Annotated in this window: 11 protein-coding genes; all 11 read left to right on the top strand. The window is 70.0% G+C overall.

Annotated features, from left to right (window positions below):
• Positions 1-136 precede the first annotated feature (136 nt).
• The 11 genes from N865_RS13590 (at position 137) to N865_RS13545 (ending at position 16,231) form a co-directional block, all read left to right on the top strand.
• Positions 137-2,893, top strand: a complete 2,757-nt coding sequence (locus tag N865_RS13590) for a LamG-like jellyroll fold domain-containing protein (protein WP_034806947.1) — start codon at positions 137-139, stop codon at positions 2,891-2,893.
• A 116-nt stretch (positions 2,894-3,009) separates the two neighbouring features.
• A complete protein-coding gene (locus N865_RS13585; protein ID WP_051510569.1) occupies positions 3,010-9,717 on the top strand; it encodes an RHS repeat-associated core domain-containing protein in 6,708 nt (2,235 codons plus the stop codon).
• On the top strand, positions 9,717-10,622 hold the full coding sequence (locus tag N865_RS23050) for a hypothetical protein (RefSeq protein ID WP_169735746.1): 906 nt from the start codon (positions 9,717-9,719) through the stop codon (positions 10,620-10,622). The genes N865_RS13585 and N865_RS23050 overlap by 1 nt, the downstream gene beginning before the upstream one ends.
• Complete coding sequence (locus N865_RS23045; protein ID WP_169735745.1) at positions 10,619-10,795, top strand: ankyrin repeat domain-containing protein; 177 nt, start codon at positions 10,619-10,621, stop codon at positions 10,793-10,795. The genes N865_RS23050 and N865_RS23045 overlap by 4 nt, the downstream gene beginning before the upstream one ends.
• Positions 10,789-11,007 carry an ankyrin repeat domain-containing protein gene (locus tag N865_RS21845; RefSeq protein WP_051510568.1) on the top strand — a complete coding sequence of 73 codons (219 nt, stop codon included), beginning with the start codon at positions 10,789-10,791 and terminating at the stop codon, positions 11,005-11,007. Before N865_RS23045 ends, N865_RS21845 begins: the two co-directional genes overlap by 7 nt.
• Entirely contained in the window at positions 11,004-11,582 is a 579-nt protein-coding gene (locus N865_RS13570; RefSeq protein ID WP_157557701.1) for a hypothetical protein, read from the top strand. The genes N865_RS21845 and N865_RS13570 overlap by 4 nt, the downstream gene beginning before the upstream one ends.
• Entirely contained in the window at positions 11,579-12,043 is a 465-nt protein-coding gene (locus N865_RS13565) for a hypothetical protein (RefSeq protein WP_034806942.1), read from the top strand. The genes N865_RS13570 and N865_RS13565 overlap by 4 nt, the downstream gene beginning before the upstream one ends.
• Positions 12,044-12,145: 102 nt before the next feature.
• Positions 12,146-13,669 (top strand): CCA tRNA nucleotidyltransferase, encoded by a 1,524-nt coding sequence (locus N865_RS13560; protein ID WP_084328220.1) that lies wholly within the window; start codon positions 12,146-12,148, stop codon positions 13,667-13,669.
• Positions 13,670-13,715: 46 nt separating this feature from the next.
• On the top strand, positions 13,716-14,096 hold the full coding sequence (locus tag N865_RS13555) for an ArsR/SmtB family transcription factor (protein WP_034806940.1): 381 nt from the start codon (positions 13,716-13,718) through the stop codon (positions 14,094-14,096).
• Positions 14,093-15,142: a cation diffusion facilitator family transporter gene (locus tag N865_RS13550; protein WP_034806938.1), complete on the top strand. Its 1,050-nt coding sequence runs from the start codon at positions 14,093-14,095 to the stop codon at positions 15,140-15,142. The genes N865_RS13555 and N865_RS13550 overlap by 4 nt, the downstream gene beginning before the upstream one ends.
• A gap of 330 nt (positions 15,143-15,472) precedes the next feature.
• On the top strand, positions 15,473-16,231 hold the full coding sequence (locus N865_RS13545; protein ID WP_051510572.1) for a PP2C family protein-serine/threonine phosphatase: 759 nt from the start codon (positions 15,473-15,475) through the stop codon (positions 16,229-16,231).
• The last annotated feature ends 138 nt before the right edge of the window (positions 16,232-16,369 follow it).

The raw sequence follows: 16,369 nt of genomic DNA, 5'->3' as shown, positions 1-16,369 counted from the left end.
GAATCGCCTGCGGACAGGTCCGGCAAGGGCGACATGCGGTGCGTAACGGGACTCTTGCCGCAAAATCATCACGCCCCTAGATTGCGACTCGCCGGCCACAGGGGCCAGTGATCAGGTTCATCAGGGGGAACTTGCCGTGATCGCCCTACCCGCTACCCGCGCAGCCGGTCTCGTCGTCGCCTTGGCCGCGGTGACCGCCCTCGGCGCGAGCCCGACCCTCGCCGACACGAGCGCTCCGTCGCCGACGCCTCCGGCCCACGGCAACCTCGCCCAGGCCGGTCTGCTCGCGCGAAGCCTCGGCGAGCGTGTCGAGGCGACCGACCTCACGACCGAGAGCGAGCAGTTCTTCGCCAATCCCGACGGCACGACCACGGCCGAGCTGCACACCCAGCCGGTCCGCGCCAGGAGTGGGGGCACGTGGGTCGATCTCGACCTCACCCTGAAGGTCGGCGCCGACGGCCTCGTGCGGCCCCGGGCCGGTGCCCTCGACGTGGCCTTCTCGGGGGGCGGGAGCGCACCGCTCGCCACGATCCGCCGCAACGGGACGTCGTCTGCTCTCTCGTGGACGGGGACGCTGCCGACGCCGATCCTGGTGGGGCCGTCGGCGACCTACCCCGAGGTGCTGCCGGGGGTCGACGTGGTGGTCACGGCGGTCCCGGACGGCTATCGAGAGGTCGTGGTCGTCAAGGACCGGAAGGCCGCGTCGAACCCCGCCGTTCGCCAGCTGCGCCTCGGCCTGGACATCACCCACGGCAGGACGGCCCCCATGGACGACGGTGGCTACACCGTCGTCGGCGACAACGGTGCCGAGGTCTTCACCAGCTCTCGCGCGACGATGTGGGACTCGCGTGGCAACGCCGCGCCGCAGGGCCCGCGGGGCGGCGGGCAGGACGGCCGCGCCGTCGGACCTCTCGACAACGACCACGTCCGGCCCGTGGCTCAGGGCGTCACGGCGCGCGCGATCGCCCTCACCCCCGACGCGTCGATGCTCGACAGTGCCGACACGGTCTACCCCGTCTACATCGACCCGACGAAGTCGGCCGCCCAGTACTCGCGGGCCATGATCGACGCCGCCTACCCCGACCAGGAGTACTACAACTGGTCGGGTGACCAGGGCTCCGGCTACCAGAACTTCAGCGGCTGGTCGCGCAAGCGCCTCTTCTTCCGGTTCACGACGCCGTCGGGTGTTTCCAAGACCCACATCCTCAAGGCGACGATGACGGCGTACGAGACGTACGCCTCGCAGTGCAACAGCGAGACCGTCGAGGCCTGGCGAACTGGGGCCTTCTCGAGCTCCACGAACTGGACCAACGGGAGCTCGGTCTCGTCCACCGGTGACTGGCAGGCCAAGCTGACCACGATCTCCACGGCGGCGGGGCGCTCGGACTGCTACTCCGCGGGCCGCTCGTACGACTTCAACGTCACCACCGGCGTCGCGACGTATGCAGCCGCGGGAGCCCCGGCGATGTACTTCGGTCTCAAGGCGACGGACGAGACCGATCCTCTCGCGTGGCGTCGGTTCCGCAGCGACGTCAAGCTGTCCATCGAGTACAACACCAAGCCGTCGACGCCCGCAGCCTCGGGCATGAAGACGACCAGCCCGAGCACCACGTGTGTCACGGGTTCGGCGCGGCCGGTCGTCAACGACCCGACCCCGGTTCTCGTGGCCCGACTCAACGACGTCGACAACGACAGCGTCTACGGCCAGTTCGACGTGTTCGACATCACGAACACGACGTCGACGCCGAACATCCAGAAGACGTCGGTGACCAAGACGGCCAACGCGGACTTCTCCCCGTCGACCGCTTTCACGCTCACCAACCTCAAGACCTACAAGTGGCGGGTGCGCACCTGGGACGGCCACGACTGGAGCAGCTACTCACCCTTCTGCGAGCTGACCATCGACACGAGCGCTCCGACCCCTCCGGTCATCCAGGACCCGGGCACGATCGCCATGGCGACGCCCGTGACGTTCACCGTGACGCTCCCGACCGATGCCAAGAGCGCGAAGTGGTCGCTCAACATCGATGCGCCGGTGACGGCCCTGGACATGACGACCCGCCAGTTCACGATCACCCCGAGTGCCACCGGGCCTCAGGTCGTGCGCGCCTGGGCGTATGACGCGGCAGGCAACGTCAGCCCGAAGGACGCGTTCACGTTCGTCGTCGACGGCGCCAAGCCGGCCGACCGGTGGGCTCTCAACGAGGGCGCCGGGTCGACCGCCGACAGCAAGGTCCGGACCAACCCGTTCACCCTGTCCGGCGGCTTCGCCTGGATCGTCGGTGAGAAGGACCAGGTCTGCACGCCCGAGGATCCCGCCGACTGCGTGACCGTCGTCGACCGAGCCCTCGACCTCAGCCCCGGCGTCGTGGCCACGACCGGGTCGGCGACGACGAACGTCAAGACCGCCAACAACTTCACCGTCATGGCGAAGGTGCGGCCCGAGGCGACGACGACGCGTCAGGTCATCCTCCAGGAGGCGGCAAGCACGACGGCGTCCGCGTTCTACCTCGGCGTCAACAAGGTCACCGCGAACTCCCTCGGGACCTTCGACGTCGAGTGGGTCTTCGGGATGCCGAACCCCTCGGGTGGCGAGAAGGTCCTCACCTGGACCGAGATCAACGTCCAGCCGGGAGAGTGGAAGCACGTCGCCGGGCGCTATGAAGCGGCCACCCACACCCTCGACCTCGTCGTCGACGGGGTGGAGCAGGCGACCGGCGCCCTTCCTGCCACCACGTCCAGCCTCGCCGGAACCTCTGCTGTCCAGCTGGGCCGGGTCTACCTGAACGGCGCCGCGAGCGCGGCCTGGTCGGGCGACGTCGATGAGGTCGTCTCGCTCGACGGCTGGGGCGACGACGACCTCATCTACACCTACGCCTCGATCGAGCCCTGACCCGAGGGGAGAGGGCGGTGCGCGAGCCCGCCCTCTCCCGGTCCGCACCACCACTGCACCGCCCTGCTCACACCCAGACCAGGCGCCATGTGCGCCTACCCAGAAACGGGGGAGTCATGTCACGGTTCACGCGCCGCGGGGCGTCGATGTCCTTGAGTGGGGCCGTCGTCGGCGCCCTCATCGCCACGACCTTCGTCGTCCCGCCACCGACAGCCGCAGCGTCCACGGCGCGTCATGAGGCTCCTGCCGTCAAGCAGGAAACTCCCGTGCCCGGACGGGCCTTCACCCCGAAGGTGACCCCGGTCGTCGACGCCACCGCACAGGCGGCGTCGAAGAGGCCGTCCCTCGCGAGCTGGCCCGGGGCCGCGCGTGGCTCTGTCGCCCTCGGGTCCGGCGTCGCACCGGTCCGGGTCGCGGGCACTCCGGTGTCGGTCGGCCGAGCCGCGGGAGCGGGAGCCGCTGCCTCGGGGTCCGTCGAGGTCTCGGTCCTCGACCACGCGCGTGCTGAGAAGGCCGGGGTCAACGGGCTCGCCTTCAGCGTGTCCGGTGACCACACCTCGACGAGTCGCGGTGCGGACCGGGTGCGGGTGTCGGTCGACTACGCCGCGTTCGCGACGGCATACGGCGGCGACTGGGCCAGCCGGCTGCGGCTCGTCGACCTGGGCGGCTGTGACCTCGCGTCCGCCTCGGCACAGTGCCAGGGAACCGCGCTGAAGACGGTCAACGACACGACGTCGAAGACCGCCTCAGCCGACGTGTCGCTGACCACGATGACGACGCTGGCCCTGGTCGCCGCGCCTGAGGGCAGCGCCGGCAGCTACTCGGCCACCTCGCTGTCCCAGTCGTCGACGTGGCAGGTCAACCTCCAGAACGGCGACTTCACGTGGTCCTATCCGCTTCGCGTACCACCCGCGGTGAACGGACCGACCCCCTCGCTCGCGCTGGACTACTCGTCGGGGTCGGTCGACGGTCGGACCGCATCGACGAACAACCAGGCCGGGTGGGTCGGTGAGGGCTTCACCCTCGAGCCGGGGTTCATCGAGCGCAAGTACGTCACGTGCGCCGACGACATGACCGGCGGGAACAACACGACGAAGACGTATGACCAGTGCTGGAAGAGCGACAACGCGACGCTTTCCCTCGCTGGCCACTCGAGCGAGCTCGTCAAGACGGCCTCCGGCTTCACGCTGAAGAACGCCGACGGCTCGAAGATCGAGCGCCTGACCGGGGGCACCAACAGCGACAACGACACCGAGTACTGGAAGTTCACCGCCTCGGACGGCACCCAGTACTTCTTCGGCGCGGGCAAGCGCTACGCCGCCGACACGGTCAACACGAACTCCACGTGGACCGTCCCGGTCTTCGGCAACCAGTCCGGGGAGCCGTGCCACCAGAGCACGTATGCCGCGTCCTACTGCACGCAGGCCTGGCGCTGGAACCTCGACTACGTCGTCGATCCCGACGGAAACACGATGACGTACTTCTACACGCCCGAGACCAACTCCTACGGGCGCAACAACAACACGGCGGTGTCGAGCTACGTGCGGGGGGGCTACCTCGCCCGGGTCGAGTACGGCGAGCGCAAGGGCTCGGAGGCGACGACCACGGCGCCGATGCAGGTCCTCTTCACGACAGCCGAGCGGTGCATTCCCAACTCGACGTTCACCTGCGACCCGTCCCTGCTCACGTCGACGAACGCCGCCAAGTGGCCGGACGTCCCCTTCGACCAGATCTGCACCTCGACGACGACCTGCACGAACCGGGTCTCGCCGTCCTTCTTCTCACGCAAGCGGCTCGTGACGGTGACGACCCAGTACCTGTCCGGCACGGCATACAAGAGCGTCGACAAGTGGGACCTCGACCAGTCCTTCCCCGACCCCGGGGACGGGACCACGGCCGCCCTGTGGTTGGCGAAGGTCACCCACACGGGCCTCGACGGCACCGCCATCGAGCTCCCGCCGGTGACGTTCACCGGCACCCAGATGCCGAACCGCGTGGACGGTCTGGACAACGCCCCGCCGCTCATCAAGTGGCGCATCGCCAACGTGCGCACCGAGTCGGGGACGAGCGTCAACGTCAACTACACGCCGGCCGAGTGTGTCCCGGGCAGCAACATGCCCGCCTCTCCCTCGAACGACATCAAGCGCTGCTTCCCGGTCTACTGGAGCGCGCCGGGCGACCTCAACCCCACGCTCAACTACTTCCACAAGTACCTGGTGTCGTCGCTCGTGGTCGACGACCTGACGACGGATGCACCCGACCAGGCCACGTACTACGACTACGCGGGCGAGCCGGCGTGGCACTACGACGACAACGAGCTGAGCCAGCCGAAGTACCGCACGTACAGCGACTGGCGCGGGTACGCCAAGGTCAACGTGCGCTCGGGTGAGCCGGGCAGGCAGACCCTGGACAGCTACACCTTCATGCGCGGCATGGACGGTGACCCGCTGCCCGGAGGAGCAAAGCGAAGCGCGTCCGTCACCGACTCCGAGGGCGTCGCCCTGACCGACGACGGCCGGTTGAGCGGCTTCCAGCGCGAGCACATCACGTACGACGGCGTCGGCGGCGCCGAAGTCACGGGGACGATCAACGACCCGTGGATCTCCGGGGTCATCGCCAGCGACGGCACGGACGAGGCCCGGTTCCTCAAGACCGCGAAGGTCCGGACCCGGACCGCGCTCGCGGCGGGCGGGTACCGCCGGACGCAGACCTCGACGACGTATGAGAGCACGTACGGAACACCCACGCAGGTCGAGGACCTCGGCGACGTCTCGACCAACGCGGACGACCTATGCACCCGCCTCACCTACGCGCGCAACACCACGGCATGGATCGTCGACCGCACATCGCGATCCGAGACCGTCTCCGTGAAGTGCGCGACGACGCCGTCCCGGCCGGCGCAGGTCGTGAGCGACACGCGGACGTTCTACGACTCCCTCGCGTGGGGGGCTGCCCCGACCCGAGGGAACCAGACCCGCCTCGAGGCCATCTCGGGGTGGACGACGGGCCCGGTCTATGCGCTCCGCGGCCGTTTCGACTACGACGTGCACGGGCGTGTGACGGGCACCTACGACGCCTCGGACAAGAAGACGAGCACCGTCGAGTACACGCCCGCAACCGGCGGTCCGGTGACGGCGATGAAGACGACGAACGCGCTCGGCTTCGCCAACACCTCGACCGTCAACCCCGCCTTCGGCGCAAACGTCGCCGAGGTGGATGTCAACGGCCGCCGGACCGACCTGTCGTTCGACTCCCTCGGTCGCCTGACCGGCGTGTGGGCGCCCGGTCGGGACAAGGCCTCGGGGGCCACGGCGACGGCGCAGTTCTCGTATGCCGTGTCCAAGACCTCCCCGACCGTCGTCACCTCCAAGGAGCTGACCAACAGCGGCGGCTACACGACGCGGTACGCGATCTTCGACGGTCTCCTGCGCCAGCGGCAGACCCAGACGCCGGCGGCGACGGGAACCGGGCGCCTGATCACCGACACGCTGTACGACGTCCGTGGCAACGCGGCCAAGCAGATCGGGCCGTCGTACGACACTGCCGCCCCCGGCGGGACGCTGTTCGCGGTCAACGAGCAGCAGGCGCCCGCGATGTCGGTGACGACGTACGACGGGGCGAACCGGCCGGTCGATGCCATCTTCTCCTCCCACAACATCGAGAAGTGGCGGACGACGACGACCTACGGCGGTGACCGGACCAGCGTCACCCCGCCGGCCGGCGGCACGCCGACGACGACGGTGACTGACGCTCACGGCAGGCCGGTGGAGCTCCTGCAGTACAAGGGAACGACGCCGAGCGGGCCCGCAGATGTGACGACCTACGCGTACGAGCCTGGCGGCAAGATCGACAGCGTCAAGGACCCGGCCGGCAACGAGTGGACCTACGACTACGACCTCCTCGGTCGTGCCACCCGGACGAGCGACCCGGACAAGGGCGTCACGACCACGACCTACGACTCGGCCGACCGGGTCGCGACCGTCAAGGACGCCCGCGGCAAGGTCCTCGCCTTCGACTACGACCTCGGCGACCGCACGACGGCGATGTACCAGGACTCCCTGACGGGTCCGAAGCTCGCGTCGTGGCTCTACGACACTCTGGCGGGCGCCAAGGGCAAGCTCACCTCGGCGACGCGGTACGACAACGGGAACGCCTACACGAATGCCGTGACCGGGTACGACGTGGCCTACCGCCCGACGGGCAACACGGTCACGATCCCGACCACAGAGGGCGCGCTCGGCGGCACCTACACGACGTCGCTGGCGTACAACCTCGACGGCGGCATCCGATCGATGACCCTGCCGAAGCTCCCGGGCATCGTGGGCGAGACGCTCGACTACACCTATGACGCGCTGGGCCAGCCGGTTCGGCTGGCCGGCTACGGCGCGATCGTCAACGGCACGACGTACTCGCCCTACGGCGAGATCACCCAGTACTCGATGGGCAACACGCCGAACCTCAACACCTACGAGACGGTGGAGTACGAGGAGGGGACGCGCCGGCTCACGTCCGTCCGCGTCGACCGGGACGGCACAACGGCGCCGGACAGCATCACGTCCTACGTGTACGACCTGGCCGGCAACGTCACGTCGATCGTCGACGACGCCGGAGCCCTCGGCACCGACCGGCAGTGCTTCGGCTACGACTACCTGCGGCGGCTCACCCAGGCATGGACCCCGGCCACGGATCCGTGCACGACAGCCCCCTCCGTCCCTGCGCTGGGCGGGTCTGCACCGTACTGGCAGGAGTACGGGTACGACGTCACGGGCAACCGGACGACGCTGACCTCACGGTCGAGCGCCGGCACCACGACGCAGACTCTCACCTACCCGCTGCCGGGGCAGACCCGACCGCACTTCGCGACGGGCGTGACGACCGACGGACCCGCGGGGCCGACGAGCGGGACCTACTCTCCCGACGAGGCCGGTAACACGGTGCAGCGGCCCAACGGGCCGGGCACGCAGACCCTCATCTGGGACGCCGAAGGCCACGTCTCGAGCATCGTCGACAGCGTCAAGGGGACGACGAGCTTCCTCTACGACGCCAACGGCGAGCGTCTGATCCGGCGTGAGCCGGGTGCGACGACGCTCTACCTCGACAACACCGAGATCCGCCTCGACACGGCGACCAACCTGCGTGCCACCACCCGGTACTACGTCTTCAACGCCAAGACGGTGGCGGTCCGGACGAGCGGCGGCGTCCAGTTCCTCGTGGGTGACCACCACGGGACGGAGTCGATCCAGGTCGACGGCGAGACCGGGGACCTGACCCGGCGGCGGATGGACCCGTTCGGGAACGTCCGCGGCTCGAGCCCCACGGCCTGGGTCGGACAGCGCGGTTTCGTCGGCGGGACGCTCGACGACAGCACCGGCCTGACGCATCTGGGGGCGCGAGAGTACGACCCGGTCATCGGTCGGTTCATCTCGGTCGACCCGATGGTGGACATGGGCAACCCGGCCACGCTCAACGCCTATAACTACGCGAACAACTCTCCCGCGACGACGTCCGACCCGTCGGGCCTGATGTACCCGGCTGAGGACGGCGGCGGCTGCGGGTGCGCCTCGCAGGCGAAGTCGAAGGCGAGCCCGCCCAAGGCAGAGCCGACGCCGGCTCAGCAGGAGGCGCAGACCCGGGTCAACGCTGCGACGGCGAAGCGGGAGCAGACCAAGGAGCGGATCAAGTCTGCCGTCAAGGAGGTCGTCAAGATCGCGGCGGACGAGCTCGGGATCACGGACGGTCTGAACTGCTTCGTCAACGGTGACCTCGGCGCGTGTGGCGCGACCGCGGTGAACATCCTGTCGAGCTTCGCGGGCGGCATGGCCGGGAAGCTGCTGTCGAAGTACGGCCTGCCGTGGAAGTGGGAGAAGGGCGCTGAGCTCGCGGGCCGGCTGTGGCGTCTGGCGGGTGAGGCGATCGACGCGGTCAAGGGCTGGTTCAAGGCCGGTGACGAGCTGGTCGAGGCGCAGAAGGCGATGAGCGCTGCGGATGCCGCCGCTGACGCCGAACGGGCCGCGAAGACCGCCTCGGAAGCCGCCGGGGACGTCTGCAAGCTCAGCTTCTCCGGCGACACCTTGGTCTTGATGGCCGACGGGTCGACCAAGAAGATCAAGGACATCCAGCCCGGCGACGACGTTGTCGCGCTGGATCCCGAGACGGGCGAGGAAGGAACCCGCCGGGTTACCCACACGTGGCCGCATGTCGATGACCTGACTCGCCTCGACACCAAGGACGGCTCCGTTGTCACGACGGAAGACCACCCGTTCTGGAACGTCACCGATGGGGAATGGGAACAGATCCAGGACTTCGACCGCGGTGACCTCGTCCGGACTGCAGCCGGCGCGACCGTCGCGGTGGTTGGCCTGGACGGCTCCACGACCTACCGCGGACCTGCGTACAACCTGACCGTCGAGGGCCTCCACACCTACTTCGTGATGGTCGGCGGCAACCCCGTCCTGGTGCACAACGATGGGGATGGCAGGTTCAACTACCTAAACCGTTCCGGGTACAGCAACTACATGTTGCTCGATGCGGGAGGCTCTCCCTACTACTCCGGAATGTTCGGACCGGGGGATACCCCGGCCGGGGTGCAGTCTCGCCACGCGAGCAACAACAACCGCTTCAATCCGGCGAATGGCGACAAGATGAAAGTCATACCCGGTAATCGCACCTATGGCGAGGCGCGGCTGATGGAGCAACGGCTTTCGGAACAATATGGGACCTACATCGGGCGCGACGGAGACAACTATCGCGGCAACCGTCAGAATCCACTAGCCGAAGGCAAGAGGGCCGAGTACGAAGGCTTCGTGGATGGTGGAGGATGCTGATGAGTTCCAGGTTGCCAGACAATCGGCTGCATGACGCGGCCCACGCATTGGCGGGGGTTGCCGCGGATTTCGCCGAGCAGGTAGGGCGCCGGCCGACGCTGGCGGAGCTCCTCGAGATCCTCGGCTGGGCCGCCCTCGGACCGCTCTCCTCACGTGTCACCTTCACCGCATTGATGGAGGGTGGGGTCCCGTACCGGGGCCCTCGGCAGTCGGCGGTCGGGGAGCTGGACGACGCGGTCTTCGTCGACGCGTCCGACCTGCTCTCGCTCCTAGCGCGCGACGGCGAGCGACGGGACGACGGAATCGCCGACCCGAACGAGCTCTCGTCGAGGCTCACCGCGGCGCTTCAACGTTGGGGGGGAGCACTCGCCGACGTCGGCGCCGGCAGCGTGACGAGCCTGACGGTCGACGTCCCCCGGGCCCGGAGGCCCAAGGTCGGCGACGTCCTGGCGATCCCGGCCTCGAGTGGTGGCTACCACCTGGCCTCGGTGCTCGCCCGAAACCGCTTCGGCACGGCCCTCGGTGTCGTCGAGGGGACGGTCCCGGTCCCGAGGGTCATCGGGTCGCTGCCCGTGCCGGCGCCCGCACGGCGGCTGCCGGTCTACACCGACGACCGTTTGGTCGTCTCGGGTGCCTGGACGGTCGTGGGCCATGACGAGGCCCTTCTGGCGCTGTTCCCGTCCGACCCGGAGATCTACCACTCGCCTGAACCGGCATGGCCCGGCGTCGATCTCGGCGAGTTCGGTGCGGCCGAGACGGCATCTGGGGAGATGCGTCTTCTTGGGGTCGAGGAGGCCCGCGCGATCGGTCTGCTCGATGGCAGCTACCAGCAGTCCTTCATGCCCGAGGAACTGGAGCGGCTCCTGGATGGTCAACCCAGCTCCGCGTCCGAGGAGTCGCGGTGAATCGTGACCAGCAGGGGCGGACGGCGCTGCACTACGCCGCGGTCGACGGAGACGTACCAGCCATCGTGCGCCTGATCTCCGACGGCGCAGACGTAGGCGCGGTGGACCGGGCGCTCATGACGCCGCTCCACCTGTCCTGCCAACAGGAGCAGTCGAGGCGGCGCGGGTGCTGATCGCTGCGGGTGCACCGGTCGATGCGCAGGACGTCCACGGCAACACCCCGCTGTGGCGAGCGGTCTTCGTGTTCCGGGGAGGTGAACCGCAGCTGATCCGACTCTTGGTCGCTGCGGGCGCCGACCTGGATCGCAGGAACAACAGCGGTCGCTCGCCGCGCGACGTCGGCCTGACCTTCGATCGGCCGGGCATCGGTAGCGTTCTGGGGTGAGTGCTCGAGAGGTGGACGCATCGACCGTTGCGAAGGCGGCGCTCGAGACCGCGGTCCAGGACCTGCTGCAGGGGCTGGCGGCTGGCGCAGATGACGCACGGTACGGGCGGTCCTTCGAAGCGGTCGGCCATGAGCTCGAGGCGTGGTGTCGCGTGGCGCCGCGCGGGATCAGCATGAAGGGTCTGGACGGCGCGCCCGACTGGCTCACGCACGAGATGTCCGCATGGGAGCTGGGGGAGCGCGTGAGGGGCCTGGCGATGCCGCGGCTCCGAAGGCTGCAGCCCGAGTCGGAGGTGCCTCGAGCTCTGGAGGGGTTCGTCGCGCGGACGCCCCTCGGCAAGGGACGGCAGTGCTGGGCCTCGTTTGCCCTCGATGTGGGCAAGGCCGCGACGGCTGCTCGTCTCGGTGCGGCGCACCTGGACGACGACGAGGTGAACGCGACCGTCCTCACGGGGCTGCGGAAGTATCGCGTGACCGGGTTCGGCGAGGCCGCGCAGCGTCTCGCCACCGGGCCCTCGTCGCGACTGACGAGGCGTGAGGCGAGGAAGTACCTGAGCCTGGGACTGGAGCGGTGACGCGCCCTCTCGACGGCGTCGAACGGGTGCTGGTCGACCTGCTCGACGAGGTGCTCGCTCCGCGGGGCTTCCGTCGGCGGGGCAGGACCTGGACGCGCGGTGGGCACCCCGTCCTGGCGATGGTCACGCTGCAGCGGGAGTCCTCGTTCGCCGCGCTCCTCGTCACCATCGCCTTCACGCCCGCCACCGATCCCGCGCCGACGACCTTGAGGCAGTACCAGGTGCGAATCCGGGCCGAGCGGGTCCACGGCGTGTCAGTGCAGGCGCTTCGCGCTCTCGACCTGGGCGCGGCGGGCGGTGTCGTCGACAGGGACCTGCTGCGGTCCGGGCTCGTCGATCCGATCGCGCGGCTCGTCGCGGGTGTCACCGACCTCTCCTCCCTCGCCGTCGCGCTCGGGACCGAGGTGTCCCGCAACGTCTTCGTCCACGCAGACCTGAGGGACGCGCTCTCGCGTGAGTGAGCGGCCCCGGACGGGTGGCCCGACATGCGCGGACCGAGCCCGGGCGCGGGGCCGGCTCAGCGGCATACCGAGGCACGTATGCGGCTCACCTAGGCTTGGGGGATGCCTGACCGTCCCGCCTCGACCTCCTCGACGACGTCTGCGCCCTCCGTCGGCGTCGCGAACGACGTCGTGAACGTCGCGCTCCTCAAGGGCGCCGTCGCGCGACTCGCGCCCGTGCTCCCGCTCCTCACCGAGCTGGGGGAGCGTTTCGCCCGGACGGGTCACGAGCTGGCCCTCGTCGGCGGACCCGTGCGCGACGCCTTCCTCGGGCGGGTCTCTCCGGACCTCGACCTGACGACGGACGCGAGCCCTGACGAGATCATCGAGGCGGTGCTCGGCTGGGCCGACGCGCACTGGGACATCGGCCGGGAGTTCGGCACGATCGGGCTGCGCAAGGGCGAGCACACGATCGAGATCACGACCTACCGCGCCGACGTCTACGACCGGACCTCGCGCAAGCCCGAGGTGATGTTCGGCGACACGCTCGAGGGCGACCTCGGGCGGCGCGACTTCTCCGTCAACGCGATGGCGATCCGCCTGCCGAGCCTCGAGTTCGTCGACGTCCACGGCGGGCTCGCCGACCTGGCCGCCCGCCGCCTCATGACGCCGGCCGCCCCGGAGGAGTCCTTCGCTGACGACCCCCTGCGCATGCTGCGGGCAGCCCGGTTCGCGTCGCAGCTCGGCTTCGAGGTGGCGCCGGAGGTGCGGGCCGCCATGACCGACCGGGCGCAGAGCCTCGAGATCGTCTCGGCCGAGCGGATCCGCGACGAGTTCACCAAGCTCCTCCTGTCACCCCGTCCGCGCGTCGGGCTCACGCTCCTCGTCGACACCGGGCTCGCCGACGTCTTCGTGCCCGAGCTGCCCGCCCTGCGTCTCGAGCTCGACGAGCACCACCGCCACAAGGACGTCTACGAGCACTCGCTCATCGTCCTCGAGCAGGCCATCGACCTCGAGGGCCCGGCCGACGGCCCGCCGGAGTCGGTGCCCGGGCCCGACCTCGTGCTGCGCCTCGCCGCCCTCTTCCACGACATCGGCAAGCCCGCCACGCGACGCTTCGAGCCCGGAGGCGGGGTCTCCTTCCACCACCACGAGCTCGTCGGTGCCAAGCTGACGAGCAAGCGGATGAAGGCGATGCGCTTCGACAAGGACACGACCAAGCAGGTCGCCCGGCTCGTCGAGCTCCACCTGCGCTTCCACGGCTACGGCGACGGGCAGTGGACCGACTCGGCCGTGCGCCGCTACGTCACCGACGCCGGGCCGCTCCTGCCGCGCCTCCACCGGCTGACCCGGAGCGACAGCACGACGCGCAACGCTCGCAAGGCCCAGCGGCTCCGGACGGCCTACGACGACCTCGAGGCCCGCATCGCCAAGCTCGCCGCCGAGGAGGAGCTCGCCGCGGTGCGCCCCGAGCTCGACGGCAACGAGATCGCCCAGGCGCTCGGGATCAAGCCCGGACCCGTCCTCGGCGAGGCGTACAAGTACCTCCTCTCGGTGCGGCTCGACGACGGGCCGATCGGCAAGGACGCCGCCCGCGAGAAGCTGCTCGCGTGGTGGGCCGAGCGTGAGGCCGGCGACCGCGGCTGAGGATAACCGGGGAAGGCGGCTCAGGCGCCTCGGTTAATATCTGCGCATGAATGCAGGTATCGACCGGCCCGAGCTCGAGATCGAGCAGGCCGAGCTCGCCGTCGAGGTGTTCAGGATGCTGTCCGACGTGACTCGCGTCCGTCTCCTCTGGGAGCTGCTCGACGGGGAGCTCTCGGTCAACGAGCTGGCCCGGAGGCTCGGAAAGCCCGGCCCGGCCGTCTCCCAGCACCTCGCGAAGCTGCGCATCGCCCGCCTCGTCCGAGGACGCCGCGACGGCACCCAGGTCTTCTACCGCGTCGAGAACGCGCACGTCGAGCAGCTGGTGCGCGACGCCGTCGACAACGCCGAGCACGTGATGACCGACCATCCCCGCCACCACCGAGACGACGTGCCCACGATCCGAGAACTGCAGGGAGGCGCCTCATGAGCCACGCGACCGATCACGGGGACCACCGGCACGACCATGACCACGGCCATGACCACGGGCACGACCACGGCGACTCGCTCTGGTCACGGCTGGCGCACGCCGTCACCCCGCACTCCCATGACGCCGCCGAGTCGGTCGACGCGGCCCTCGAGACGAGCGCCCGCGGCATACGTGCCGTGAAGATCAGCCTCGTCGGGCTGCTCGTCACCGCGGTCCTCCAGCTCGCCGTGGTCGTCGTCTCGGGATCGGTCGCCCTCCTCGCCGACACGATCCACAACTTCTCCGACGCCTTGACCGCTGTCCCGCTGTGGACGGCATTCGTCATCGGCCGACGCCTGCCGACGCGGCGCTACACCTACGGGTTCGGTCGCGCGGAGGACCTCGCGGGGCTGTTCGTCATCGCGATGATCGCGGTGTCCGCCGCGGTCGCGGGCTACGAGGCCCTCACCCGGCTCGTGCACCCCGCGCCCGTCCAGCACCTCGGCTGGGTCGCCGTCGCCGGCTTCGTCGGCTTCGTCGGCAACGAGCTCGTCGCGATCTACCGGATCCGCGAGGGTCGCGCGATCGGCTCGGCGGCGCTCGTGGCCGACGGCCACCACGCCCGCACCGACGGGCTCACGTCCCTCGCGGTCCTGATCGGAGCCGGAGGCGTGGCCCTCGGCTGGCCGCTCGCAGACCCGGTCGTCGGCCTGGTCATCACCGTGGCGATCCTCCTCGTGCTCCGCACGACGGCCCGCGACATCTTCCGACGGCTCATGGACGGCGTCGAGCCTGAGCTGCTCGATCAGGGTGAGGCGGCCCTCTCGTCCCTGCCCGGCGTCACCGAGGTCCACCGCCTCCGGATGCGCTGGATCGGTCACGCGCTCCACGCCGACGCCGAGATCGAGATCGACCCTGCCACCTCGCTCACCGAGGCCCACGAGCTGGCGCACCGGGCCGAGCGAGCCCTCGTGGCAGGTGTTCCGCGCCTGACCGTGGCGGTCGTCCATGCCTGCCCGCGCGTGCCCGGAGCCGTGCGGGAGGCCGCCCAGCCGTCAGCGCGATGACCCCAGCCGCCCGGCGACGCGCTCGCGTCCGGTGTAGCCGGCGTGGCCCGGGCCCGGCCTCGGGCCTACGCTCTGGTGCAGCGGGTGGCGCCGGCTGCCCGGGAAGGGGGTCACGATGTCGCCCGTGCAGTGGGAGAGCCTGCGCCGCGGGGCAGTGGCTCCGCGCGTGAACGAGGTCCCCGGAGCATGACCCCCGACTCCTCGGGCCCCTCCGGAGAGCCGTCAGCAGAGCCCTCGGCAGCGCCTTCCGCAGAGTCCCCGGCAGACGACTCCGCCGGCCGCTCCGGCGAACCCCCGTGGTCGGTCGGCGTCGCGACGGACGTCGGTCGGGTGCGCTCGCACAACGAGGACGCCGCCCGCGCCGAGGGCGGCGTGTTCGTCGTCGCCGACGGCATGGGCGGCCACGCCGCGGGTGAGGTCGCGAGCCGGATCGCCGTCGATGCCGTCGCCGAGCTCGCCGGCCGCCCCGACCTCAGCGTCGACGACCTCGTCGCGCAGGTCGGGGAGGCCAACCGGCGCATCCTCGACTCGGTCGCCGAGCACCCTGCCCGGTCGGGGATGGGCACGACCGTGACCGGCCTCGCCGTCGTCCGGGGAGAGGGCGGTCGCGAGTGGGCCGTCTTCAACGTCGGCGACTCCCGCACGTACCGGTTCGCGGACGGCCGGCTGGCCCAGGTCACCGTCGACCACTCCCACGTCCAGGAGCTCGTCGACAGCGGGATCATCACGCCCGAGCAGGCGCGGTGGCATCCCGGACGCAACGTCGTCACCCGCGTCCTCGGACGCCCGGCCCTGCGCTCCGTCGACGTCTGGCTGTTGCCGCCGCAGCCCGGCCAGGTGTTCGTCCTCTGCTCCGACGGGCTGTCCAACGAGCTCACCGACGCCGAGATCGAGGGCATCCTCACCGAGGCAGGAGGCGAGGTGCTCGTCGACGCCCAGGCCGTGGCCGACGAGCTCGTGCGCCGCGCCGTCGAAGCAGGCGGGCGCGACAACGTCACGGTCGTCGTCGTGGCCACCGGAGGCGCGCCGGCCGACGCAGTCGCGCCCGACAGTGAGGCGCCGCGCGAGGCCCCGACCGGCCACGCCTGAGGGCGCGCCGTCCCTCGTCGACCCCCCGAAGACGTCCGCCCAACCATCCGCATGGCGGTACGCCCTGCGGCCGTTTGGCGTTGAGGCACCAGATTCTGTTTCACTGGGACTAGGGCGTGTCTGCTAATTGATTCGCGT

It is taken from the genome of Intrasporangium oryzae NRRL B-24470 (assembly GCF_000576595.1).
Classification (GTDB): domain Bacteria; phylum Actinomycetota; class Actinomycetes; order Actinomycetales; family Dermatophilaceae; genus Intrasporangium_C; species Intrasporangium_C oryzae.
The sequence above is the reverse complement of the archived record's forward strand: the minus strand, read 5'-3'. Positions and strand labels throughout refer to the sequence as shown.